We start from the raw sequence: 20993 nt of genomic DNA, 5'->3' as shown, positions 1-20993 counted from the left end.
GACGGTCGCCAGATCGGCATCCATGCCCGCCGGGCTTCGCGGTCGCTGGGAGCAGTCGCGGTGCGAAGTCCTCCAGGTTGCCGCGCGGGAGGGTAGGCAAAGGGTGCCCCGGCAGTATCGCTGCCGGGGCCACCCACGCCGGCACGGTGCGGCCGGGCCGGTGGTCACTGCTGTTGCGGGGCCAGGTTCACCCGGCGCAGCAGTTGGGCGTTCACCGCGACGACGATCGTCGAGGCGCTCATCAGCACCGCGCCGATCGCCGGGCTCAACGTGATCCCGGCCCAGGCCAGCACCCCGGCGGCCAGCGGGATGGCGACGATGTTGTAGCCAGCCGCCCACGCCAGGTTCTGGACCATCTTGCGGTACGAGGCCTTCGACAGCCGGATCACGCCGGTCACCGCCCGCGGGTCGGAGGAGGCCAGCACGACGCCCGCGGACTCGATCGCCACGTCCGTACCCGCTCCGATCGCCAGGCCGACGTCGGCACGTGCCAGCGCCGGGGCGTCGTTGACGCCGTCACCGACCATCGCCACCCGCAGGCCGCGGGCCTGCAGTTCGGCGACCGTGCGGTCCTTGTCGGCCGGCAGCACCTCGGCGAACACCTCGTCGACGCCGGCCCGGAAGCCGAGGTCGGCGGCGACGGCTTCGGCCACCGGCCGGGCGTCCCCGGTGATCATCACGATCTTGCCGATGCCGGCGCGGCGCAGCTGCTCGATGGCCTGCCGGGCCTCCGGGCGTACCTCGTCCTCCAACGCGAACGCGCCGATCACCTCCGGTGTGCCGCTGTCGCTCAGGCGCAGCAGGTGCAGCACCGCCGCGCCGCGCGCCGACCACTGCCCGGCCGTCTCGTGCAGGCCGGCGGGCACGGTGGCGCCGAGTTCGCGCAGCAGGGCCGGTCCGCCGACGGCGTAGGTGTGCGCGTCGACGACCGCCTGGACGCCGCGGCCGGTCAGCGACCGGAACCCGGTCGCGTCGGTGTGCAGGCCTCGTTCGTGGGCGACCGCGGTCAGTGCCCGGGCGAGCGGGTGTTCGCTGTCGGCCTCGACCGCGCCGGCGATACGCAGCACCTCGTCGTCGGTGAACCCGTCGGTGGCGGCGATGCCGGTGACGGTGTGCACGCCCTTGGTCAGGGTGCCGGTCTTGTCGAACAGCACCGTGTCGACGGTGCGCATCCGCTCCAGGGCCAGCCGGTCCTTGACCAGGATGCCGGCCTTGGCCGACAACGCCGTCGACAGTGCGATGACCAGCGGGATCGCCAGGCCGAGCGCGTGCGGGCACGCGATCACCAGCACCGTCACCGTCCGGACCACTGCCTGGTCCAGATCGCCGAGCAGCCACCACGCCAGGAAGGTCACCACCGCGGCCGCGGAGGCGATGTAGAACAGCATCGCCGCGAACCGGTCGGCCAGCACCTGCGCCCGGCCACCGGCGGCCTGGGCCTGCGCGACCAGCCGGCCGATACCCGCCAGAGCGGTGTTCTCCCCCACTGCCTCGACCTCGACGCGGATCGCCGAGTCGGTCGCGACCGTCCCGGCGACCACCCGGTCGCCTGCGCCGCGCGGCACCGGCCTCGACTCTCCGGTGATCATCGACTCGTCGAGTTCGGCCGCGCCGTCGACGATCCGGCCGTCCGCCGGCACCCGGGCGCCGGAACGCACCAGCACGGTGTCCCCGACGGTCAGGTCGGCGACCGGTACCCGCTCGACACCGCCGGTGCTTATGAGGCGTTCGGCGTCGTCGGGCAGCAACGCGGCCAGCGCCGCCAGCGCGCCTTGGGCTTGGCCGATCGCTTTCATCTCCTGCCAGTGCCCGAGCAGCATGATGGTCACCAGCGCCGCCAGTTCCCACCAGAAGTCCAGGTCGAACAGGCCGAGGCTGGTGGCCAGCGACGCCGTGTACGCGACCGTGATCGCCATCGAGATCAGCAGCATCATGCCGGGCGCCCGGTCCCGGATCTCGCTGACCGCGCCGGCCAGGAACGGCCAGCCGCCGTAGAGGAACACCGCGGTGCCGAGGACGGGGCCGATCCAGGACATGCCGGGGAAGTCGAGGGTGTAGCCGAACCAGTCCATGATCATGTGGCTGGTCACGACGATCGGGACCGTCAGTGCGAGGCTGAGCCAGAACTTGCGGCGGAAGACCTCCGGGTCGTGGCCGGCGTGCTTGTCGTGGCCTTCGTGCTCATGGCCGTCATGAGGTCCGGCGCTGGGTCCGCGGGCGTGGTGGTCGTGGCCGGCGGTGGCCTGATGGACGTTGTCGTGTGAGCCGGCGTGGTCGGGGGCGACGGCGACCGGGTGGCGCTCGTGGCCGTGAGGATGGGTGTTGTCGTACTCGTCGTGGGTCGGCATGTCGACCACCTCCAATACCCGAAAAGTATACCCCTAGGGGGTATATGGCAAGGGTGGTGATGGCCGCCGATGTCACACCGCCGGAACGTCTTCACCGACGCCCTGGCCTGTCCCCGGCCGGCCGCATCCGGTCATCGTCGCCGGCTGCCGGGGATGTCACTGGCCGGGTATGTTCGGCGGCCACCGCGCGGGGCCGTTCGCATGCGGCATCACAAGGGGCGACGGATTGGAACGTCGGAGAATCGTCACGGCCAGCCGAGGCGTTCGTTGACGGGGAGCTGCGACGGTGGGCAGGTCTGCCGTCGCCCGCGTTGAGTGTTGTGCGGCTGACGCCGTACCGAAACGCGAGCCTCCGGCCTCATTCACCCACCCGAGAGTCCCGGCGGATCACCGCGACTCCCCCGACCTTCGGCATCCGCAGCATCGCCGCGGCTCCCTCCAGACCAGCCGATACTCCCACCGCCCGGCCAAGGAATGCCGAGCCGTCGACAGGCCTGATTGAGGATGGATCTCACCATGGCGGATCAAGACCTGCTCAGGAAACTTCCCGGGGCGCATACATGATCACGGCGACGCCGATGAGGCAGATCGCGGCGCCGATGAGGTCCCACCGGTCGGGGCGGAACTTGTCGACCACCATGCCCCAAGCCAGAGATCCGGCGACGAAGATCCCACCGTAGGCGGCGAGGATCCGGCCGAAGTTCGCGTCGGGTTGCAGGGTGGCGACGAACCCGTAGGCGCCCAGGGCGATGACACCGGCGGCAATCCACCACAGGCCACGATTCTCGCGCCAGCCCTGCCAGATCAGCCACGCGCCGCCGATCTCCGCGAACGCGGCGAGCAGGAACAGCAGCAGCGAACGGACGATCATGCCCGGCAACCTACCGGCCGGTGCTCTACAGGTGTGGTTACCGAGGTCACCGGGTGCCGCAGGCGCAGTCGGCGCCGGCGCATCCGGTGCGATGCCGGCGTCGCGACATCCACCACCAGGTGCCGGCTGCGGTCGCCGCCAGCACGACGGTGATTCCGGGCATCCAGGAACCGGCGGCGACCCAGCCGACACCGGACAACACCCCGGCGCCGAGCAGCAGCGGGATGATGCAGCACGCAGCGCAGGCGATGCCGGCCAGGCTGGTCAGCCCCGACGGCAGCAGGCGGCGAACACGGTCAGCGAGGATCGGCATCGGGTGCTCCTACCGCGATGGTGGCGAACGGGATGGGACAGCATTGCTGGCCGGCGCAGGTGACCAGGTCATCGCAGCCGGCGGCCACGGCGGCGCGCAACGTCGAGGCGATCACCTGCAGGTCGGCGATCTTCGCCTCCACCTCGATGAGCTTGGTCTTCGCCCGCTCCTGCAGGCCGGCGTCGGGACGTCCGTGCCGGTGTCCGCCGGTGGCGAGCAGGTCGGCGACCTCGTCGAGGGTGAACCCGAGCCGCTGCGCCGCTTTGATCACTTTCAGCACGGTGACCGCCTCGGCCGGGTAGAGCCGGTGACCGCCGAGGCTGCGATCGGGTTCAGCCAGCAGGCCCCGGCGTTCGTAGTAGCGCAGGGTCTGCAGATTGACGCCGGCCGCGGCGGCGACCTGGCTGCTGCGCAGCCCGGTCACGACGGCATCCGTTCGGCTGCCCGCCGCTGCAACGCGTCCAAGACCTCGACATGCGCGTGCGGCACCTCGACGTCGAGGTGCAACGCGGTGTCTGTCGGCTCGAAGACGAAGGTGAAGAACGAACAGCAGGTGCTCTCCCGCGCGGTCAGGTCTCGCACTGTCGCCTCACATACCGGATCGAGATTCCAGCGCAGCTTGGTGGCCGACAGTCGCTGCTGGCGGCGCAACGCAGTGGCGAACAGTCGGTCGAACTCGGCCAGCCGCAGCGGCCGTTCGACGGTGGGCAGGGTGCACGCCTCGGGCACCCACGCTTGCTCGTGCGCGGTGGTCATGACACGACGGTAAGCCTGTACCCACGTACCGGATGCAACCCCGAGACGCTGCGCCGATCCACGAACGCCGGCGGGCCCGCAGGCCAGTCGCGGCGAGCGGTGCCTCTTCCTCTGACGGGCACCACGGGCGGCCCGAGCAGGCGCTGTCGAAGCCGCCGGTGTGGCCCGATTCCGGCCCTCGCACATATTTCCAGGGATGATCTCCGCAGGCTGAGCATGCGCCGAACGGCGCGCTGGGCGCTGGGCGCTGGGCGAGCTGTCAGCTGTGGTGCCCGGTGTGTTCCCCGGCGGGGGTCGAGTGGGAGGGGCCGGGCTGCGGCGTGTCGTTCACGGCGCCGCGCAGTGCGGGACCGATCACCAGGGCCGACCCGGCGAACATGGCGGCGAACAGCAGCACCGCGATACCGGGCGCCCACCAGGTGCCGAACCGGCGGCGCAGTCGCAGCAGCATCGGTGTCATCATGGCCAGCCCGAGGACGGCGAACAGCACGGTGCCACCGAGCCCCGCCAGCAGTGCCGTGCCGGCGAACAGTCCGATGTGGTGCAGCAGGTGCGGGGCGAGGCCCATCGCCGCACCGAGGACCGCACCGACGCTCCACCGGCCGGTGCGACGGCGCGGCGTGTTCTGCGTGGCGCCGGGCGACGAGGCGGTCACCGCGACCCCGCCTCAGGGCGGGGCCGGTAGTGCCACACCAGACGGGGCTCCGGCACACCGCGAGGGTTGCGGTACGTGTCGTAGCGCACCGGTCCGTCGCGGTACAGCCCGGCGACAGCGTCTATCCGGTCCAGGTTCGCCTGCGACCAGGCGAAGAAGGTCAGGCCGGGGCCGGTGGGCAGGCCCGGGTTGGCACGCATGACGAGGCGCCCCTGCGGTGTGAGCCAGGACGCGACGTGTCGCAACTGCTGCTCGATGACCTCCTGACCGCCGAAGTTGATACAGCCCAGAGCGAGGACCACGTCGACCGACCCGGAACGGATGGGCGCGTCGAGCAGGTCGCAGACCAGGTCGGCGGGCGGGTTGACCAGGTCGAGCCCGATCAGGTTGCCGATCTTGCCCTTGAACGGGTTGGTGCCGCATCCCACGTCGACCACGAACCGCGGCTGCCAGGATCGGACCTGTTCGACCAGGGCGTATCCGCTGTGCTCGAAGCCGGACATGGGGCTGTGCCACCGCGACGGATCGAAGAATGCAGCCACCTCGCGACGCAGCCGCGCCGCACCATCGGCAGACACTGCGTGAGCCTCAGTCACGTGCCGCTGCGCGCACCTCGGCCGTGGGCGGCTGCCCATCGGCGGCGTCGACCAGGGTTGTCAACGCCTCGATGACCGCCGGGCGTTGCTCGGCGGGAATGTTGCGCAGCAGGTCGGCGAACCTCGCCGCACGAGCAACCGCCAGCTCGCCGGCAGCGCGGCGGCCTTCCGGGGTCAGCTCCAGCCACACCAGCCGCCCGTCACCATCACGGTTGGCCCGGCAGACCCAGCCCCGGCTGGTCAGCTGGGAGACGATGCGGCTGACCGTGCTCTTCTCCAACCGCAACCGCTCACCCAGCGCGGTCTGCGTCAATGGGCCGTCCCGATCCAGTTCGCCCACCGCGTGCGCTTCGGAGCTCGGCACCGGCGTCCCGCACGGGGTGCGGTCCGGCTGATGCAACCCGAAGGCCCGCACGAACGCGGTGATCCGCCCCTGCAGGGCAACAGCCTGATCGAGCTCATCATCCAACATGGTTCGACGATACAACTAACAAGTTCGACGATACAACCATCTGTGGTGGTGCGAAGCGAGCCGGGCAGCGGTTACCCACCCGCGCTGGGATCCGCGGGCCCTGCGCTGCTCCCCCGGCGCGGCGGTGACGGCCAGGAGCGTGCAGCATCGGCCAGACCCGTGGCGTCAGCCCGAAGCCGCCGTCGAAGGCGCACGCGGCCGGGTGGCCGGTGAGCGCGATGCCGCGCGTCTCGGTGGACAGCGTCACCCGGCAACGCGGTGTACGGGCTGATCGCCGTGCCGGCCGCAGCCGGCGCGCGGGTGGAAGAAGCCGGTGGCGAGCAGAATGAACACGGCGGTGTTCGTGTCAGTCGCCGTGCCCGTATGGCGGTGCCGTCGCGCTGAGCACCTGCAGGTCCCGGGTGTACTGCTCTTCGTCGATGTCGCCGCGGGCGAACCGTGCGGCGAGCGTCTGCTGCGGTGTCGGTCCGTGCATGACGGGCTGATTGCGCTGCGCGTCGCGTCCGGTGTAGCGGACCACGGCGACGACGCCGGCGATCGCCGCCGCCCAGAACAGCACACTGCTCACGGTCATGAGGATCATGCCCCAGCCGCCCATGCCGTAGCCGTTGTACATCATCGCGATCTCCTCTGGTCCTGCACGGGCGGGCTGCCGCCGGTGACGCTGTCGGGGGCGTGAGCGTCTGCCTGGTCAAGGGCATGGGCGTTCTGGCCGGTACCGTGCCCGCCGCGCATCCCGTCCATCATGAAGATCATCATCAGCGGGCAGGTCAGCAGGAACGCTGCGAACAGCAGCGTGTTCGCCGGCACTCCGAACGCGATCAGGCCGACCAGAAGGATCGCCGTGGCGATCGCGTACAGGCCCCAGGGTTGCCGTCTCATGACATCCCCCTTCATGGTTGGAATACCCTGCACCTCTCACCGTCCTCCCGCATACGGGGCCGGGTACCTGCCGAACGGCACCTCATGTGGGCCGAAAGTCCGTACCCCGGCGGACAGAGCAGGGGTGGTGGCGGGCCGTCGGGAAGCCAGAGCCGAAGGCCTGGGCGGCGTTTGCGCTACCCAGGCCTGGGTGCAATCCGCGCTCGGAGGCCGCGAACGTATTTGTCTGGCCTGCCGGCTGTCTCCCGGTCACGGCGGACAGGACGACGACTCCGCGGATAGGGCTTGCTGCAGGATCATGGCGTTGAGGGCCATGTTCGCAGCGAACTGGCCGTTGACCACCTCGTGGCGTTCCAGCCGCTGCTGTACGGCCGGGTCGTAGCGGCCCAGTTTGACCAGGCCGTCGGAGAACCAGCCGTTGTCGCTGCCGCTGCCGTCGACGAATGCGGCATAGCGGCGTTCGCCCGGCCAGATGACCTTCGTCAGCAGGTTGCCGAACCGTGCCATGTCCGCGGCGGTCCAGAAGTCGCCCTGGCCTTCGGCTTCCACGACGTACGACATGACGCCGTTGGCATGGCTGACGTCCTGCCCCGGGCGCCGGGTGCTGCCCCACTCGTCGTTCCAGAAGTACGCCGACGCGTCCACCGGATGCGGTTGCAGCTGACCGCGCAGGCCGGTGGGGTAGTTCGGCAGCTTGCGGTCGATGTCGTCGACGACCGTGCGGTAGCGGTCCCGGCGGGCCGGGTCCTCGGTGATCGCAGCCAGGTTGAAAGCGATGGTCGCCCAGTGCGACGCCATGTGCGTACGGCTGCGGTAGATGGTGTCGTTGGCTCCCCGGCGGTGCCACTTGTCGAAGACGTGCACCTCGGCGAAGGCCAGCAACTTCTCGTACTGGGCACGGTAGCCGGGATCGTCGTAGACGGCCGGGGTCTGCCGCATGATCCGCAGCGTCGTGGTGGCATGCCGCCAGAAGTAGCTCTCGTACAGGGGCACCTCGACCCCGGTCGGCTGCAGATCCTTCCGGTTCGACACCCAGCCCCGGTAGTCGTCGCGGTACTGGCTGGTCGGCAGGGACTTCGACGCCCGGGCGGTGTCCACGACACCGTTCAGGTACTCCAGCGCCCGGTCCAGGTACCGGGTGCGTCCGGTGGCGCGGAAGGCCGCCGTGTTGGCGTCCACGGCGTAGGAGAGCGCGTAATGCTCCCAACTGTCGGCGCTGCGGCTCGCCGGCAGGGCCTCGGTGCGTTCGAAGTCCCACGTCTGCAGGTACCGGTTCTCCCAGTGCGACACCGGCAGCACCGTCACGGACCCGGCCGGACTCCTCCCGGCCGAGCACAGGGGGGTTGCGGCTGCGGAGACCGGCGGTCTCCTGTCCTGCAGAGCGAACAGCCCGGCACCCACCACGACCACAGCTCCCAGTGCCAGAAGCACCCAGCGGCGGTGACGGAGACCCGGTTTGCCGGGTGGAGACGTGACCGTCTTCATGGACGTCCCTTTCCTCGTCGGCCCGGTACTTCGTGCAGGGTTTGCAGCAGGCCCGCGAAACCTGCCGGGTCGCGCAGATGCGGCAGGCACCCTTCACTGCCGGCGTGGGCCGCCGTCCCGACGGGGATGGGGGCGGGCGTGATCGCGCGCCGGGCTGACGGGCCGGTGTGCCAGCTCTGGTAGGCCTGATGCAGAGCCGGGTCTGTTCGTCGTATCGCGAACGGCCGGTACCACTCGGGTACCCCCGCCAGGTCCGGTTCGTCAGTTCCGGTCGGGACCTCGTCGACGGCGAGCACCGCGTGGGTCGCGCACCGCTCGGCGAACGCCTCGGCGAGCAGCGCCGCCTCGGCGTGGCCGACCACAATCGGTGCCCGGCGTAGGTTGAGCCCGCCGATCAGCATGATCAGGTCGTGGACCAGCGATGGCAGGCCGCAGTCGTGGCGGGCCGCGGAGTGGCCGTGACCGGGCAGGTCAATGGCGACGGCGGCGACGTCGCCACCGAGGTCGGCGGCGGCCGGCCACCACATCGTGCGGTCGTAGCCGAGGCCGTGCAGGAACACGACGGGACGGCCGTAGCGGCCCCAGCGGTCGTAGACGAGCAGGTTCTTCGGTGTTCCGTACGCATGGGTCGTACGGCGAGGCGGGTGCGGAGGCACGGTGAATCGTCTTCCTGATCTGCGGATACGCGGGCGCGCACCATCGGCGTCACGCCGCGGGCGCGATGACGTGCTCGAGAAGATGCAAAGAGAAGACGTAGTCCTATATGCGCAGGACACCCAGGAGGCTGAGATCAGGATCCGAGGCAACCACCGTCCCGGCCGTGACGACGTCACGATCGGATGGCGGCGCAGCGACCGCGAGCACGGCGACGGCCACGACATCCGCGGCCACCCGTAGACGCTTGACGGGATGCGGCGTCCACTCGTTGCCGTGCTGGTGCCCATGCGCGGTTTCATCGTGGTGCGCCGCGACGGGTGCGACCGCCGTACGCCCTGCGTGCACATGATCGCCGGCGTGGTGGGCGCTCGCGGCGGAGAACAGCGCGGTCGCGGCGACAAGCACCACGATCATGACCACGGCGACGAGCCCGCCCGGCCGGGAGCGGCCGGGCCGGGCGATCCCGTACGAGCGCGCGGTCATACCTTCCAGTTAACCAGCGACAGCGGTGAACCGGCCCCGCCGTTCGTGTGACAAACCGCCCGGCCGGGACATCCGATAGCCGACGGCAGGAGTCGGAGATCCCGAATGCCGGTCGCCACCCGTGGATCCTGCTGCCGGTGCGTCGTCACCACAGGGTCTGCCAGTAGCCCCAGAACTGCACGCCGGTTTCCTGTGAAGGCTCCAGTCGTAGGCGGATCACCGTGACAGCAGGACCGCGGCCAGCGCTCCCCAGCCACCGATCATCACCACGGCCAGGATGCTCCACACGGTTCGCGGTGAGGTGTCGTCGTCAGCGTTGCGGTCACCGCCGCAGCATTCCCCGCTCATCGCTCACCGCCGGCGGGGGCGGTCACGGCTCCTCTCCGGAGCAGCAGGAGCAGCCGGGCCCGCATCCGCACGCATCCCCCTCACCGTGCGGGGCGGCAGCCGGTTGCGCTGCGGTCCCGGTAAGCGGGACGGCGCAGCAGGCGTCACCGCGCCACGCCTCGCGGCCTTCCTTCACCGCGACCGCGGCGATCACCAGGGCGGCGATCGGGTCGGCCCAGGACCAGCCGAACAGGCTGTTAACCGCGAGGCCCACCAGCAGCACCGCCGAGAGGTACGTGCACAGCAGGGTCTGCTTCGAGTCGGCGACCGCCGACCGCGACCCGAGTTCCCGCCCGGCACGTCGCTGGGCGTAGGACAGGCCGGGCATGATCGCCAGCGACAGCGCGGCCAGGACCAGGCCGACGCTGGAGTGCTCGGCTTGCGCGCCGCTGATCAGGGCGCGCACCGACTCGATGGTGACGTAGGCGGCCAGGGCGAAGAACGAGACCGCGATGATCCGCAGTGCGGTCTTCTCACGCCGTTCGGGATCCTTACCTGCGAACTGCCACGCCACCGCGGCCGCCGAGGACACCTCGATGACCGAGTCGAGGCCGAAGCCGATCAGCGCGGTCGACGAGGCGATCGTGCCGGCGGTGATCGCGACGATCGCCTCGATCACGTTGTAGGTCATCGTCGCGGCCACCAGCAGCCGGATCCGGCGGCTGAGCACGCTGCGGCGCTGCGGTGCCGGCCCCACCGGGGTGATCTGGATCAGCGGGCCGGCCATCAGCAGCAACCCTTCTCGGCCGAGTCCGGGCACGCCTCCGGGTCCACAGCCAGCATCACCCCGAGCAGATCACCGAGCGCGTGCGCCAGCCGCTGGTCGGCCAGCTCGTAGCGGACCCTGCGGCCCTCCGGCACGGCCACCACCAGGCCGCAGCCGCGCAGGCAGGTCAGATGGTTCGACAGCTTCTGTCGGGTGCAGCCCATCAGGTCAGCCAGTTCGGCCGGGTAGCCCGGCCCCTCGCGCAGAGCGAGCAGCAACCGGGCCCGGGTCGGGTCCGACAGGGCATGCCCGAAGCGGGCCAGCACCGAGCCGTGAGTCAGGATCTCCACTTCCTGACAGTACATCGAATGCTGTACTGTCGCCAGCCGAAGCCGTCCCAAGGGAGTTCGTCATGGCCTGGCTCGCGTTCACCCTCTACCTGACCGGCATCCTCACCGCCTTCGTCCTACGCACCTGGCTGCACAAACGCCGCACCGGCGACAGCGGCCACCGGCACAGCCACCCGCCCACCGGCAGCGCTGCATGGTGGGCACAGGCGCTACTCGGCATCGGAACGCTGGGCGGATTCATCGCCCCGCTACTGGACGCAACCGGAGTCCTCGACCCGCTGCCGGCCCTGCACCACCCGCCCGTCCAGGTGATCGGCACCGTCGTTGCCCTCATCGGATTCTTCGGTGTCTACGCCGCTCAACAAGCGATGGGAAACTCGTGGCGCATCGGCGTCGACGCCGAAGAGCGAACCACCCTGGTCACTACCGGTGTCTTCGGCCTGGTCCGCAACCCGGTCTTCACCGCCATCATCACCGCCATGGCCGGCATCACCGCCATGACGCCGACTTGGGCGCAACTGCTGGCCCTGGCCGCCGTGATCGCCGGGATCGAACTGCAGGTCCGCGTCGTCGAGGAGCCTTACCTGCGGGCCACGCACGGCACCGCATACACCGACTACACCCGCCGTACCGGCCGGTTCCTGCCCGGGTTCGGCCGAACCACGAGCACCACCTGACAACGGCGGTCCGGGTGATCAAGCGGCGGATTTGACCGCATGCAGGCGTTCCACCACGTCTGCTACTTGCCCGCTTCCAGATGCTGTTTCAATCTCGCCAGGTTGCCGGGCATCTCTTTGCGGGCCTCAGGGCGTACCACCAGCGGGACGAGTATTTTGCCGATGCCGTGGCCGGCGAAGTCGACGGTGATGGTCAGCCGGGATCGGTGGGTGTCCAGGGGTTCGACGGTGACGTCGACGATGGCGCGGATGGGGCCGTCGATGCCGCGGACGCCCCAGGTCGCTGGCGGGTTGATGTGGGTGAGTTCGGAGGTGCTGGTCCGGTTGGCGCCGCCGATGCGGCGGGTGGTGCGGCAGAGGGCGCCCGGCTTGGGGTTTTCCGGCGAGTCCAGGTGTCCGTCGACGACGCCGCTCTGCCATTCGTGGAAGCGGGTCGGGTCGGTGGCGTAGGCGAAGACCTCCGGTGCGGAGCGGCCGATATCGGTGCTGACCGTGATCGGTGCCATGATTCAGCTGTCCTGTGTGAACAGGGCGGCGTAGCGGTCCAGATAGAGAGGCCACCCTTCGTCGTGGGCGACGCCGTCGCGGACGGATTCCCAGCCGGGGCCGTGCCGGTCGAGGTGGCGGTGTTCGAGTTCTACGCGGGTAAGGTCGGGAGCTTCGGCGGTGAAGCGGACCTCGACCTCGCTGGTGTTGTCCGGGTTGGTCTCGACCTGCCATCGCGGGCTGATGTCCCAGCTGAACACGAGCCGGTCCGGCGGCTCGTAGGCCAGGACACGAGCCCAGCGGCATTCGGTGCCGTCGGTGGCGCGGTCGTAGATGTGGCCGCCGACCTTCGGCTCGAACACGGTCTCGGCAATCGGTGCGCCGAGGAGGTTGTGTTCCGGCGGTTTGAAGTCTCCGAACCGCTCCGTGAACACCGTGAAGGCGCGTTCGATCGGTGCCGGGATGATGATCTGCCGTCGCACCACGACGGCCGTTGCCTCTGTCATGACGTCTCCTCGCCTGCTGTGCTGTCGGGATCCGGTTGTGCGGCGATCTCCTGGTAGCCGCGGAGCGCGCGGTTCCAGAAGGTGTCCAGTTGGTCGCGTAGCGCCGCGACGCCTGCGGGGTTGAGCCGGTAGACGCGGCGGGTGCCGGCGGCTTCGTCGGTGACCAGGCCGGCGTCTTTGAGCACCTTTAGATGCTGCGACACCGCGGGTCGGCTGATCGGCAGTTCGTCGGCGAGCTCACCCACGGCCCGTGGTCGTTCAGCCAGGCACGTGACGATGGATCGCCTGGTCGGGTCTGCTAGGACTTCCCAGCCGTCGCCCGCTTGGTAAGTTGCCACGAACCGTAAGCTATGACTTACCCAAGCCTGGGGTCAAGTGCACTCGGCGGACCTACGAAGCTGTCGCCGCTGGAAGCGTGGCCGACGAGGCGAGCATCTCTTGTGATAACCCTGGCATCCGGGCGTCACCTCGGTGAACGTGTCGCGTGCCCTACTGGCCGGTGGCGAGGCTTTGCACCCGTGCGGCGCGCGGATTGATCAGCCATCGGCCCGCGACGTGCACGGTGGGCACGGTTTCGTTGCCGTCGGCCACGGCCCGGACTGCGGCGGCAGCGTCGGGGTGCTGCCAGATGTCGATCTCGGTGAAGGCGACGCCGCGGCAGCGGAGTCCGCGGCGCAGCAGGTAGCAGTAGGGACAGCCGGGCCGGCTGTAGACGATGACGTCGGCCTGGCTCACCGGCGCCGCTCCGGTCCGGGGCGGGTGGCCGTGCCGCGAATGTGCGGTGAGGCGGGGCTGGTCGGGCCGCCGGGCGGGAACCGGAAGCGCTGGACTTCGTTGATGGCGAAGCCGGCGGCAGTGATCGCACCGGCGGTGTCGCGGCCGGTTCGGCAGCCGCCGAGCAGCACAGGCCAGAGGGTGGCGTCGGCGAACTGCTGGGCGCGGCGCAGCGCGGGCCCTTCGGCGCGGACGTGTTCGAGAAACCGCAGCTGACCGCCGGGCCGCAGGACGCGGCGGATCTCGGCGAGCGCGGCCTGCTGGTCGGGCACAGTGCACAGAACGAGAGCAGTGACGGCGGCATCGAACTCGCCGTCACCGGCAGGCAGCGCGTCGGCGAGGCCGTCAACAACACGGATCGGCACCGCCGCGGACCGGGCGGCAGCCTGGGCGGTGGCGCGCAGCCGGGGCTCCGGTTCGACGGCGAGGACCTCGGTCGCCGTGGCCGGGTAGTGGGCGAACATAAGACCGTTTCCGGCGCCGATTTCGATCACCCGGCCGCGCAGGCCCGCTGCCAGGGCGTGGCGGTGCTCGGCGGCTCCGGCACGGTCCATCTGCACGCTGAGCTTCTCGTAGACGCGGGCGAAGATCGGATGTCGCATCGGCTCGTCTCCAGCGGTTCGGGGTCGGTACCCTTCCAGCGGAGGCTATACATAGTGAATGACATACACAATGCGCGGACGGATTGTCCTGCGTTCCCGGCCGTGCTGGAACGGGTGTTCGCGTTCGCCGCGTCGGTGCAGCAGTACATGGAGGCAGGGCTCGCGGCGTACGGGTTGAGCCGGGCCCGGGCCACAGTGGTGTGGCTGGTGCACCGGGGCGGCCCGCAGACGCAGCGGGATCTCGCGCGGGCGATCGGGGTGACAGCACGCAATGTCACCGCCCTGGTCGACGGGCTGGAGGAGTCCGGGTTCGTACGACGGGCCGCGCATCCGGAGGATCGGCGGGCGCTGCTGGTACAGCTGACCGAGCAGGGCAGCGCGGTGACCGCCGGGCTGGCCGCCGAGTACGAGCGTCACTCGGCCTACCTGTTCGCCGGACTCCCGGACGAGCAGGTGCGGCAGTTCGTAACCACCATGGACACCGTCATGAGCCGGCTGGCGCAGGTCGCCACGGCAACCTCCGATCGGTGAGCACCGCCGCGCCGGCCACCCGCACCGCATAGGTCGGGCACTCGCCTGGCATGGGTCCGAGGCAGGTGTGGCCGGTCAGGTGACACCAGGCCGGCAGCTCCAGCGGCGCGGCCGGATCAGTGGCGATCAGGTGGATGACCGTGCCTGCGGGCACGGTGGTGATCAGCCGGCGCTATACCAGCAGGATCAGGACGCAGCGGCGGTCGCCGCCATCGATGACGACCGGGGTCACACGGCGATCGGCAGCTGATCGCGGCGCCATTCGAGCATCCCGTCGGCAAGCCGGACCGCCCGGTGGCCGTGGTCGGTGAGCAGCCGGACCGCCTCGTGCGAGAGCACGCAGTAGGCACCCCGGCAGTAGGCGACGACCTCGACGTCGGCGGGCAGTTCGGTGATCCGCTCGGCGAGCTGGTCCAGGGGGATGGAGACGGCGCCGGGGATGTGCCCGGCGCCGTACTCCTCGGCCGGGCGCACGTCGACCGCGATCACGTCACCGGCGGCAAGGCGGCGGCGCAATTCGTCGCGGTCGACGGCCTCGGTGTCGGCCGGGCCGAGGTAGGCGTCGCGGGCAGCGGCCGCTGCGGTGCTGCGGGCGCCGGCGACGTCACGCAGCAGGGCGTACAGGGCCGCGACGTCAGGCCCGGCCAGCCGGTAGTGGATCTTCGTGCCGTCGCGGCGGGTCGCAACGAGCCCGGCCTGGCGCAGCGTCTGCAGGTGCGCCGAACAGGTGCTCAGGCCCAGGCCAGCCGCAGTGGCGAGGTGCTCGACACTGCGTTCGCCCTGCGCCAGCAGATCCAGCAGTTCCAGGCGCTTGCCGCTACCCAGGGTCTTACCGACGCGGGCGAGGGAGTCGAACAGTTCGGCTTTGACAACCGGATCACCCATGACCATCCTCCAATGTTCCGTGGAATAGTGTAGTAGCTAGGGGCGGGATCTACCGCCCGGGTCGGAGGGTGTGGTGCAGATGCAGCAGGAGCGGTTGATCCCGCTGGTGGACGAGGGGTTGGGTAACAGTGCCTACCTGCTCGACACCGGCGACGGCCGGGCCCTGGCCGTCGACGCGCCGCGGGATCTGCGGGCGTTGCGGGCCGCTGCCGCCCGGCGGGGCCTGACGGTGGCGTGGGCGGCCGACACCCACCTGCACGCCGACTTCCTCTCCGGCGCCGTGCAACTCGCAGCGAGCGACGGGGCGCAGATCCTGGCCTCGGCGGCCGGGATGCGCGCGTTCGACCATCACGGCCTGGCCGACGGCGACGAAGTCGACCTCGGCGGGCTCACCCTGCGGGCCCTCGCCACTCCCGGACACACCGACGAGCACGTGTCGTTCCTGCTGCTCGACGGCCCGGCGCCGGTGGGGGTGTTCACCGGCGGGTCGTTGATCGTCGGTTCCGCCGCCCGCACCGACCTGCTCGGTGACGACCGCACCGCCGAGCTGGCCCGGGCGCAGTACGCGTCGGTGCACCGCCTCGCGGCGCTGCCGGACGCCACGCACGTGTGGCCCACCCACGGTGCCGGCTCGTTCTGCTCCGCCCCGCCCGGCACCGCCCGCACCAGCACCATCGGTGTGGAGAAGGCCGGCAACCCGCTGCTGGCCGCAGCGGACGCCAACGCGTTCGTCGCCCAACTCGTCGGCTCCCTGAGCTCGTACCCGGCGTACTTCCGGTGGCTGGGCGAGATCAACCGGCGCGGCCCCGCCGTCATCGACACCACCCCGGCTCTGCCGCAGCTGTCCGCGGGTGAGGTGCGCCGACTGCTCGCCGACGGCGCGGTGATCGTGGACGTGCGGCCGGTGGCCGACGTCGCCGCCGGGCACATCCCCGGCGCGATCGCGATCCCGCTGCGGGCGCAGTTCGCCACCTGGCTCGGCTGGCTCGTCAGCCCCGAGATCCCGGTGGTGATCGTGCGCAACCCCGACCAGGACCCGGCCGACATCCTGTGGCCGGCACTGAACATCGGCTTCGACCGCCTGGCCGGTGAACTCGCCGGCGGCATGACCGCGTGGACCGGGGAGGTCACCACCACCCGCCTGGTCCGCCCCGATCAGGTCGACGCGCCAGTGTTCGACATCCGCCAGGCCGCCGAATACGAGGCCGGGCACCTGCCCGGCGCCGTCCATCTCGAACTCGGCGACCTGCCCGCCGCCGGCGACGCGGTGCCGGCCGGGCCTGCGGTGGTGATGTGCGGGCACGGCGAACGGGCCATGACCGCCGCCACCCTGCTCGAACGGGCTGGCCGCCGCGATCTGGCCGTGCTGGCCGGTGGGCCCGCCGACTGGGCCGCCGCAACCGGCCACCAACTGCAGGAGAGCTCATGACCACCGCCGGCATCGCGCCCCGGTTGGGTCTGGCGGCCAACGCCGCCCAGTTCACCCTGCTGATCGTGGTCAACGCCCTCGTCGGCGGTGTCCTCGGCTCCGAACGCACCGTGCTACCGCTACTCGCCGACCGCGAGTTCGCGCTGGCCGCTTACACCGCGGGGCTGACCTACATCCTCGCGTTCGGCCTCAGCAAGGCCACCACCAACTTCTTCGCCGGTACCCTGTCGGACCGCTACGGGCGTAAGCCGGTCCTGCTCGCCGGCTGGGCGGTCGCGATCCCGATCCCGGCCATGCTGATCTGGGCGCCGAGCTGGGGCTGGATCGTCGCGGCGAACGTGCTGCTCGGCATCAACCAGGGACTGGCCTGGTCCACCACCGTCATCATGAAGATCGACCTCGCCGGACCGCACCGCCGTGGCCTGGCGATGGGGTTGAACGAGGCCGCCGGGTACATCGCCGTCGCCGTCACCGCGATGGCCACCAGCGCCCTGGCTGCTCAGTACGGGCTGCGGCCGGCGCCGTTCTTGCTCACCGCGGCCTACATCGTTCTCGGTTTGGGCCTGTCGCTGGTGTTCGTGCGGGAGACCCGCGGCCACGCCCGCCACGAAGCCGCCACCCACACCACCGGGCCACACGGCGGGGAACTGTCGACCGGGCAGGTGTTCGCCCTGGCCAGCTGGCGCGAACCGGCCCTGTCCTCGGCCAGCCAGGCGGGGATGGTCAACAACCTCAACGACGGCCTGGCCTGGGGGCTGTTCCCGATCCTGTTCGTCACCGCCGGGCTGTCGCTGACCCAGATCGGCGCGCTGGCAGCCCTGTACCCGGCCGTGTGGGGCCTCGGGCAACTAGCCACCGGCCCGGCCTCCGACCGCTACGGCCGCAAACCGTTCATCGTCGCCGGCATGCTGCTGCAAGCCGCCGCCCTCGCGCTGATCGCGCTCGCCGACGGCTTCGCCGCCTGGGCCGGCGCCGCGGCGTTGCTCGGCGCCGGCACCGCCGCGGTGTATCCGACGCTGCTGGCCTCGATCTCGGATGTCGCCCACCCCGCCTGGCGGGCCCGGGCCGTCGGCGTCTACCGGCTGTGGCGTGACGGCGGTTTCGCCGCCGGCGCCCTGCTCGCCGGGATCGTCGCCGACCTCGCCGGTATCCGCGCCGCCATCTGGGTCGTCGCCGCCCTCACCGCCGCCTCCGGCCTGCTGGTCTGGGCGCGCATGTACGAAACCCACCCCCGCAGCAGCAAGGACCCGGGCACCTCATGACCTTCACCCCCACCACCGACGCCGCGCCGTCCCGGCAGGCGGTGCAGCAGCGCACCCTGACCGTCGTCATGACCTCCCAGGTATTCAGCGGCGCCGGCCTCGCCGCCGGCGCCACCGTCGGCGCCCTACTCGCCGCCGACATGCTCGGCACCACCAGCCTCTCCGGCCTGCCCACCGCGCTGTTCACCGCCGGATCCGCGGCCACCGCCCTGATCGTCGGACGCCTGTCCCAGCGGCACGGCCGCCGCGCCGGCCTCGCCGCCGGATACGCCGCCGGAACTCTCGGCGGCAGCGGCGTGGTCCTGGCCACCACCCTGGACAACGTCCTGCTGCTGCTCGCATCCTTGCTCGTCTACGGCGCCGGCACCGCCACCAACCTGCAGGCCCGCTACGCCGGCACCGACCTGGCCCACCCCACCCGCCGCGGCCGCGCCGTCAGCACGATCCTGGTCGCCACCACCATCGGCGCCGTCGCCGGTCCCAACCTCGTCGGACCCGCCGGCACCCTCGCCGAACACTGGGGCATCCCCGCGCTGGCCGGACTGTTCGCCCTGGCCGCGATCGCCTACGCCATCGCCGGCACCATCCTGCTCCTGCTGCTACGCCCCGACCCGCTGCTGTTCTCCCGCACCACACCGCCACTAACCGCCGCTACCGCGGGCACCGGACAGGACCACGGCCGCCGCTTCGCCGGCAGCATCACCGCGGGCGCGGTCACCATGGTCCTCACCCAACTGGTGATGGTCGCCGTGATGACCATGACCCCGGTCCACATGCACACCCACGGCCACGACCTGCACGCCACCGGCCTGGTCATCGCCGTACACATCGGCGCCATGTACCTGCCCTCACCGATCACCGGCATCCTCGTCGACCGCATCGGACGCATCCCCGTCGCCATCGCCGCCGGCCTCACCCTGCTCGCCTCCGGCATCGTGGCAGCCACCGCACCCGAGGACTCCGTCATCCTGCTGACCCTGGCACTGGCCCTGCTCGGACTCGGCTGGAACCTCGGCCTCGTCTCCGGGGCCTCGTCTCCGGCACCGCCATGATCACCGACAGCGCCCCCACCCACACCCGCGCCAAAACCCAGGGCACCGTCGACGTGTGCGTCGCCCTCGCCGGCGCCGGAGGCGGCATCGCCAGCGGCATGATCATGGCCGCTACCAGCTACGCCACCCTCTCCATCATCGGCGGACTACTGGCACTCGCCGTGATCCCCTTCGTAGCCGCGAGCACCATGCGGACCGCCACGGTCTGAGCCCGGCCAATTGGCCCGCAGTTGCACGAAGGCGCAGCGGTTGTCGAGGCCAGGGTGGCTGTTCGCCGGACGCAGGTGGAAGATCGCCGGTTCGGCAGCACGCCGGTCAGTCTGCACCCACGACTGCACCGTCGTACGACTACGAGCCACCGTCCCGAGGCCCTGCCCAGTGCGGCGCCCGTAACGAACACCCGACGCCCATCGCTTCCACCAAGCGGCGACAGTTATGTCCGCCGCATCCGGCGTGCGCCTTTACCCAGCAAGACCATGCACGGTGCGCGCCGACGCAACCCGGTCGTCGTAGGCGCCGATTTCGACCAACAGCGCCGGGTGAACCCCGGCCGTCGATGCCGACGACGACAGGTCACCGCCGATCTCTTACATCCGATCAGACGGTGACCTCCGTTGAATGACTGGATATCCTGCCGCGAGTGATGAGGTCGGCATGGATCAAATGGGCTCGGGCCGTCGAACACCAACGAGTTCTGGCACGCCAGTCCCGTGAGTTCGTCGAGGTCGACTCGCACGAGTACGTGCGGTTCGACAATGCCAGCGATGACAGCGATCCGCTGCTACGAATTCAATGGCGCCTCAAGGTCAAGCAGCCCTATCCCGAGCAGTGGAGCCTGCTGATCGGCGACATCCTCACCAACATGCGAGCAGCCCTCGATCACGCACTGTGGGCAGCAGTCATCGCCCACTCCGGCCCACCAGCACGACCCCAGGCAGTCCAGTTCCCCATCGCGACCACCACCAACAAGCTTCGCCAGCCCCGGTCAGATCTGGCCGGACTCGTCACACCAGAGATCTGGCAAGCCGTGGAGTCGCTGCAACCGCTCCGAGCACAGTCCGAACCGCATCTGCATCCACTCGAAATCCTGCGATGGCTCTGCAACGTCGACAAACACCGCTTCGTACACGTCGTCGGCCTAACCAGCATCGATCTCACACCCGTACACATCACCTCCCCGACGCCGCTGCAGATAATCGACGAATGGCGACACGAAGGCCCCGTCGCTGACGGCGCCGCCGTCGCCAGCCTGAAGATCAAACGCCCCTCGGGCGGCCGTACCCGGCTCGACCTACAACCCACGTTCTCACTCCTGGCAACTCTTCAGGTCAGCGACGACCCAGTCGAGCATCGAAGCCTGCAAGCCGTCATGGACGGCATCAGAGACGCAGTCCTGTGGGTTCTCGTAACGCTCACCAAGGAGTCCGGCCAGCCCGTTCCCGACGCCGACGGTCTCGAACTCGGCGACCTTCACGAGACAGTCGCCGCCCAGTACGCAGGACACCTCGGGATCATCCGTCACTCCGACGGCACACTCACGCCTATCCCCTCCCCGCCCGACGACAACACGCCCAAATAGCTGCTACCGCGACAGAGTCCCGAAGATCCCCATCGCGGTAACACCTCGATCAGCTAGCCCAACTCGTCTTCGCTCAGGGCCAGCGGATGAGCCTCTCCAGTCAGAGCAGCCAAGGCGGTGGCGACTTCCTCGAGGCTGGCTTTGACGTAGCGGGGGTCGCGTCCACCGAAGTGGTGTATGACCGGGACTTTCCGGGATGAAAGAGGCGGCCACCGCAGATCCTTCGGATTGCCTAGATCAGAAGGAGAG

At 70.2% G+C, this 20993-nt stretch carries 29 protein-coding genes and 1 pseudogene; 7 read left to right on the top strand and 23 right to left on the bottom strand.

The window, feature by feature from the left end:
- Window positions 1–164: 164 nt before the first annotated feature.
- From CLV67_RS46995 to CLV67_RS46930, 16 genes are all read right to left on the bottom strand, one after another.
- Entirely contained in the window at window positions 165–2348 is a 2184-nt protein-coding gene (locus CLV67_RS46995) for a heavy metal translocating P-type ATPase (RefSeq protein WP_203737809.1), read from the bottom strand.
- A gap of 535 nt (window positions 2349–2883) precedes the next feature.
- Complete coding sequence (locus CLV67_RS46990) at window positions 2884–3219, bottom strand: YnfA family protein (RefSeq protein WP_106330479.1); 336 nt, start codon at window positions 3217–3219, stop codon at window positions 2884–2886.
- A gap of 46 nt (window positions 3220–3265) precedes the next feature.
- Window positions 3266–3532: a hypothetical protein gene (locus CLV67_RS46985; protein WP_106330478.1), complete on the bottom strand. Its 267-nt coding sequence runs from the start codon at window positions 3530–3532 to the stop codon at window positions 3266–3268.
- Window positions 3516–3956, bottom strand: coding sequence for a MerR family transcriptional regulator (locus tag CLV67_RS46980; protein ID WP_106330477.1), 441 nt, complete (start codon window positions 3954–3956; stop codon window positions 3516–3518). The genes CLV67_RS46985 and CLV67_RS46980 overlap by 17 nt, the downstream gene beginning before the upstream one ends.
- On the bottom strand, window positions 3953–4288 hold the full coding sequence (locus tag CLV67_RS46975; RefSeq protein ID WP_106330476.1) for a hypothetical protein: 336 nt from the start codon (window positions 4286–4288) through the stop codon (window positions 3953–3955). The genes CLV67_RS46980 and CLV67_RS46975 overlap by 4 nt, the downstream gene beginning before the upstream one ends.
- A 259-nt stretch (window positions 4289–4547) precedes the next feature.
- Window positions 4548–4943 (bottom strand): hypothetical protein, encoded by a 396-nt coding sequence (locus CLV67_RS46970; protein WP_203737810.1) that lies wholly within the window; start codon window positions 4941–4943, stop codon window positions 4548–4550.
- Window positions 4940–5521 (bottom strand): class I SAM-dependent methyltransferase, encoded by a 582-nt coding sequence (locus CLV67_RS46965; RefSeq protein ID WP_146169594.1) that lies wholly within the window; start codon window positions 5519–5521, stop codon window positions 4940–4942. Before CLV67_RS46965 ends, CLV67_RS46970 begins: the two co-directional genes overlap by 4 nt.
- 10 nt (window positions 5522–5531) lie before the next feature.
- Entirely contained in the window at window positions 5532–6011 is a 480-nt protein-coding gene (locus CLV67_RS46960) for a MarR family winged helix-turn-helix transcriptional regulator (protein WP_106330474.1), read from the bottom strand.
- Between the two features lie 346 nt (window positions 6012–6357).
- Window positions 6358–6630: an SHOCT domain-containing protein gene (locus tag CLV67_RS46955; RefSeq protein WP_106330473.1), complete on the bottom strand. Its 273-nt coding sequence runs from the start codon at window positions 6628–6630 to the stop codon at window positions 6358–6360.
- Window positions 6627–6893 (bottom strand): DUF2933 domain-containing protein, encoded by a 267-nt coding sequence (locus CLV67_RS46950; protein WP_106330472.1) that lies wholly within the window; start codon window positions 6891–6893, stop codon window positions 6627–6629. Before CLV67_RS46950 ends, CLV67_RS46955 begins: the two co-directional genes overlap by 4 nt.
- 249 nt (window positions 6894–7142) lie before the next feature.
- A complete protein-coding gene (locus tag CLV67_RS46945; RefSeq protein ID WP_239166913.1) occupies window positions 7143–8198 on the bottom strand; it encodes a hypothetical protein in 1056 nt (351 codons plus the stop codon).
- Between the two features lie 176 nt (window positions 8199–8374).
- The gene (locus CLV67_RS46940; RefSeq protein WP_170154268.1) at window positions 8375–9034 is read right to left on the bottom strand and encodes an alpha/beta hydrolase; all 660 of its coding nucleotides are present in this window, start codon (window positions 9032–9034) and stop codon (window positions 8375–8377) included.
- Between the two features lie 103 nt (window positions 9035–9137).
- Window positions 9138–9518 carry a hypothetical protein gene (locus CLV67_RS52460; RefSeq protein ID WP_170154267.1) on the bottom strand — a complete coding sequence of 127 codons (381 nt, stop codon included), beginning with the start codon at window positions 9516–9518 and terminating at the stop codon, window positions 9138–9140.
- Window positions 9519–9734: 216 nt separating this feature from the next.
- Entirely contained in the window at window positions 9735–9866 is a 132-nt protein-coding gene (locus CLV67_RS54490; RefSeq protein WP_275414982.1) for a hypothetical protein, read from the bottom strand.
- Between the two features lie 22 nt (window positions 9867–9888).
- Entirely contained in the window at window positions 9889–10632 is a 744-nt protein-coding gene (locus tag CLV67_RS46935) for a cation efflux transmembrane domain-containing protein (protein ID WP_106330536.1), read from the bottom strand.
- Window positions 10632–10976, bottom strand: coding sequence for an ArsR/SmtB family transcription factor (locus CLV67_RS46930; RefSeq protein ID WP_106330469.1), 345 nt, complete (start codon window positions 10974–10976; stop codon window positions 10632–10634). The genes CLV67_RS46935 and CLV67_RS46930 overlap by 1 nt, the downstream gene beginning before the upstream one ends.
- Window positions 10977–11023: 47 nt before the next feature.
- On the opposite strand from CLV67_RS46930, the gene CLV67_RS46925 reads away from it, so the two are divergent.
- A complete protein-coding gene (locus tag CLV67_RS46925) occupies window positions 11024–11638 on the top strand; it encodes a methyltransferase family protein (protein WP_106330468.1) in 615 nt (204 codons plus the stop codon).
- Window positions 11639–11700: 62 nt separating this feature from the next.
- Here the strand turns inward: CLV67_RS46925 and CLV67_RS46920 are convergent, their stop codons facing one another.
- The 5 genes from CLV67_RS46920 to CLV67_RS46900 form a co-directional block, all read right to left on the bottom strand.
- A complete protein-coding gene (locus CLV67_RS46920) occupies window positions 11701–12144 on the bottom strand; it encodes an SRPBCC family protein (RefSeq protein WP_106330467.1) in 444 nt (147 codons plus the stop codon).
- Window positions 12145–12147: 3 nt separating this feature from the next.
- Window positions 12148–12630 carry an SRPBCC family protein gene (locus tag CLV67_RS46915; protein ID WP_106330466.1) on the bottom strand — a complete coding sequence of 161 codons (483 nt, stop codon included), beginning with the start codon at window positions 12628–12630 and terminating at the stop codon, window positions 12148–12150.
- The gene (locus CLV67_RS46910; RefSeq protein WP_106330465.1) at window positions 12627–12968 is read right to left on the bottom strand and encodes an ArsR/SmtB family transcription factor; all 342 of its coding nucleotides are present in this window, start codon (window positions 12966–12968) and stop codon (window positions 12627–12629) included. Before CLV67_RS46910 ends, CLV67_RS46915 begins: the two co-directional genes overlap by 4 nt.
- Window positions 12969–13119: 151 nt before the next feature.
- Window positions 13120–13365, bottom strand: coding sequence for a glutaredoxin domain-containing protein (locus CLV67_RS46905; protein ID WP_106330464.1), 246 nt, complete (start codon window positions 13363–13365; stop codon window positions 13120–13122).
- Window positions 13362–14006 (bottom strand): class I SAM-dependent methyltransferase, encoded by a 645-nt coding sequence (locus CLV67_RS46900; protein WP_106330463.1) that lies wholly within the window; start codon window positions 14004–14006, stop codon window positions 13362–13364. Before CLV67_RS46900 ends, CLV67_RS46905 begins: the two co-directional genes overlap by 4 nt.
- A gap of 102 nt (window positions 14007–14108) precedes the next feature.
- Between CLV67_RS46900 and CLV67_RS46895 the strand changes: the two genes are divergently transcribed.
- Window positions 14109–14537, top strand: a complete 429-nt coding sequence (locus CLV67_RS46895; protein ID WP_203737811.1) for a MarR family winged helix-turn-helix transcriptional regulator — start codon at window positions 14109–14111, stop codon at window positions 14535–14537.
- 228 nt (window positions 14538–14765) lie between these two features.
- Here CLV67_RS46895 and CLV67_RS46885 read toward each other — a convergent pair whose 3' ends face one another.
- The gene (locus CLV67_RS46885; RefSeq protein WP_106330534.1) at window positions 14766–15422 is read right to left on the bottom strand and encodes an ArsR/SmtB family transcription factor; all 657 of its coding nucleotides are present in this window, start codon (window positions 15420–15422) and stop codon (window positions 14766–14768) included.
- A 79-nt stretch (window positions 15423–15501) separates the two neighbouring features.
- On the opposite strand from CLV67_RS46885, the gene CLV67_RS46880 reads away from it, so the two are divergent.
- The 5 genes from CLV67_RS46880 to CLV67_RS46865 all read left to right on the top strand — a co-directional run bounded on the left by CLV67_RS46880 (window position 15502) and on the right by CLV67_RS46865 (window position 20744).
- On the top strand, window positions 15502–16851 hold the full coding sequence (locus CLV67_RS46880) for an MBL fold metallo-hydrolase (RefSeq protein WP_106330533.1): 1350 nt from the start codon (window positions 15502–15504) through the stop codon (window positions 16849–16851).
- On the top strand, window positions 16848–18113 hold the full coding sequence (locus CLV67_RS46875; RefSeq protein ID WP_106330462.1) for an MFS transporter: 1266 nt from the start codon (window positions 16848–16850) through the stop codon (window positions 18111–18113). Before CLV67_RS46880 ends, CLV67_RS46875 begins: the two co-directional genes overlap by 4 nt.
- On the top strand, window positions 18110–19165 hold the full coding sequence (locus CLV67_RS46870; protein ID WP_239166914.1) for an MFS transporter: 1056 nt from the start codon (window positions 18110–18112) through the stop codon (window positions 19163–19165). The genes CLV67_RS46875 and CLV67_RS46870 overlap by 4 nt, the downstream gene beginning before the upstream one ends.
- Window positions 19162–19374 carry a hypothetical protein gene (locus tag CLV67_RS54045; RefSeq protein WP_239166915.1) on the top strand — a complete coding sequence of 71 codons (213 nt, stop codon included), beginning with the start codon at window positions 19162–19164 and terminating at the stop codon, window positions 19372–19374. The genes CLV67_RS46870 and CLV67_RS54045 overlap by 4 nt, the downstream gene beginning before the upstream one ends.
- Window positions 19375–19808: 434 nt before the next feature.
- Window positions 19809–20744, top strand: coding sequence for a hypothetical protein (locus CLV67_RS46865; protein ID WP_106330461.1), 936 nt, complete (start codon window positions 19809–19811; stop codon window positions 20742–20744).
- A gap of 53 nt (window positions 20745–20797) precedes the next feature.
- Here CLV67_RS46865 and CLV67_RS53020 read toward each other — a convergent pair.
- A pseudogene (locus CLV67_RS53020) lies at window positions 20798–20993 on the bottom strand (hypothetical protein); the annotation flags it as partial.

The sequence above is a fragment of the Actinoplanes italicus genome (assembly GCF_003001815.1).
GTDB classification, from domain to species: domain Bacteria; phylum Actinomycetota; class Actinomycetes; order Mycobacteriales; family Micromonosporaceae; genus Actinoplanes; species Actinoplanes italicus.
Note: the sequence above shows the minus strand (reverse complement) of the source record. Positions and strands in the feature narration are given on the sequence as shown.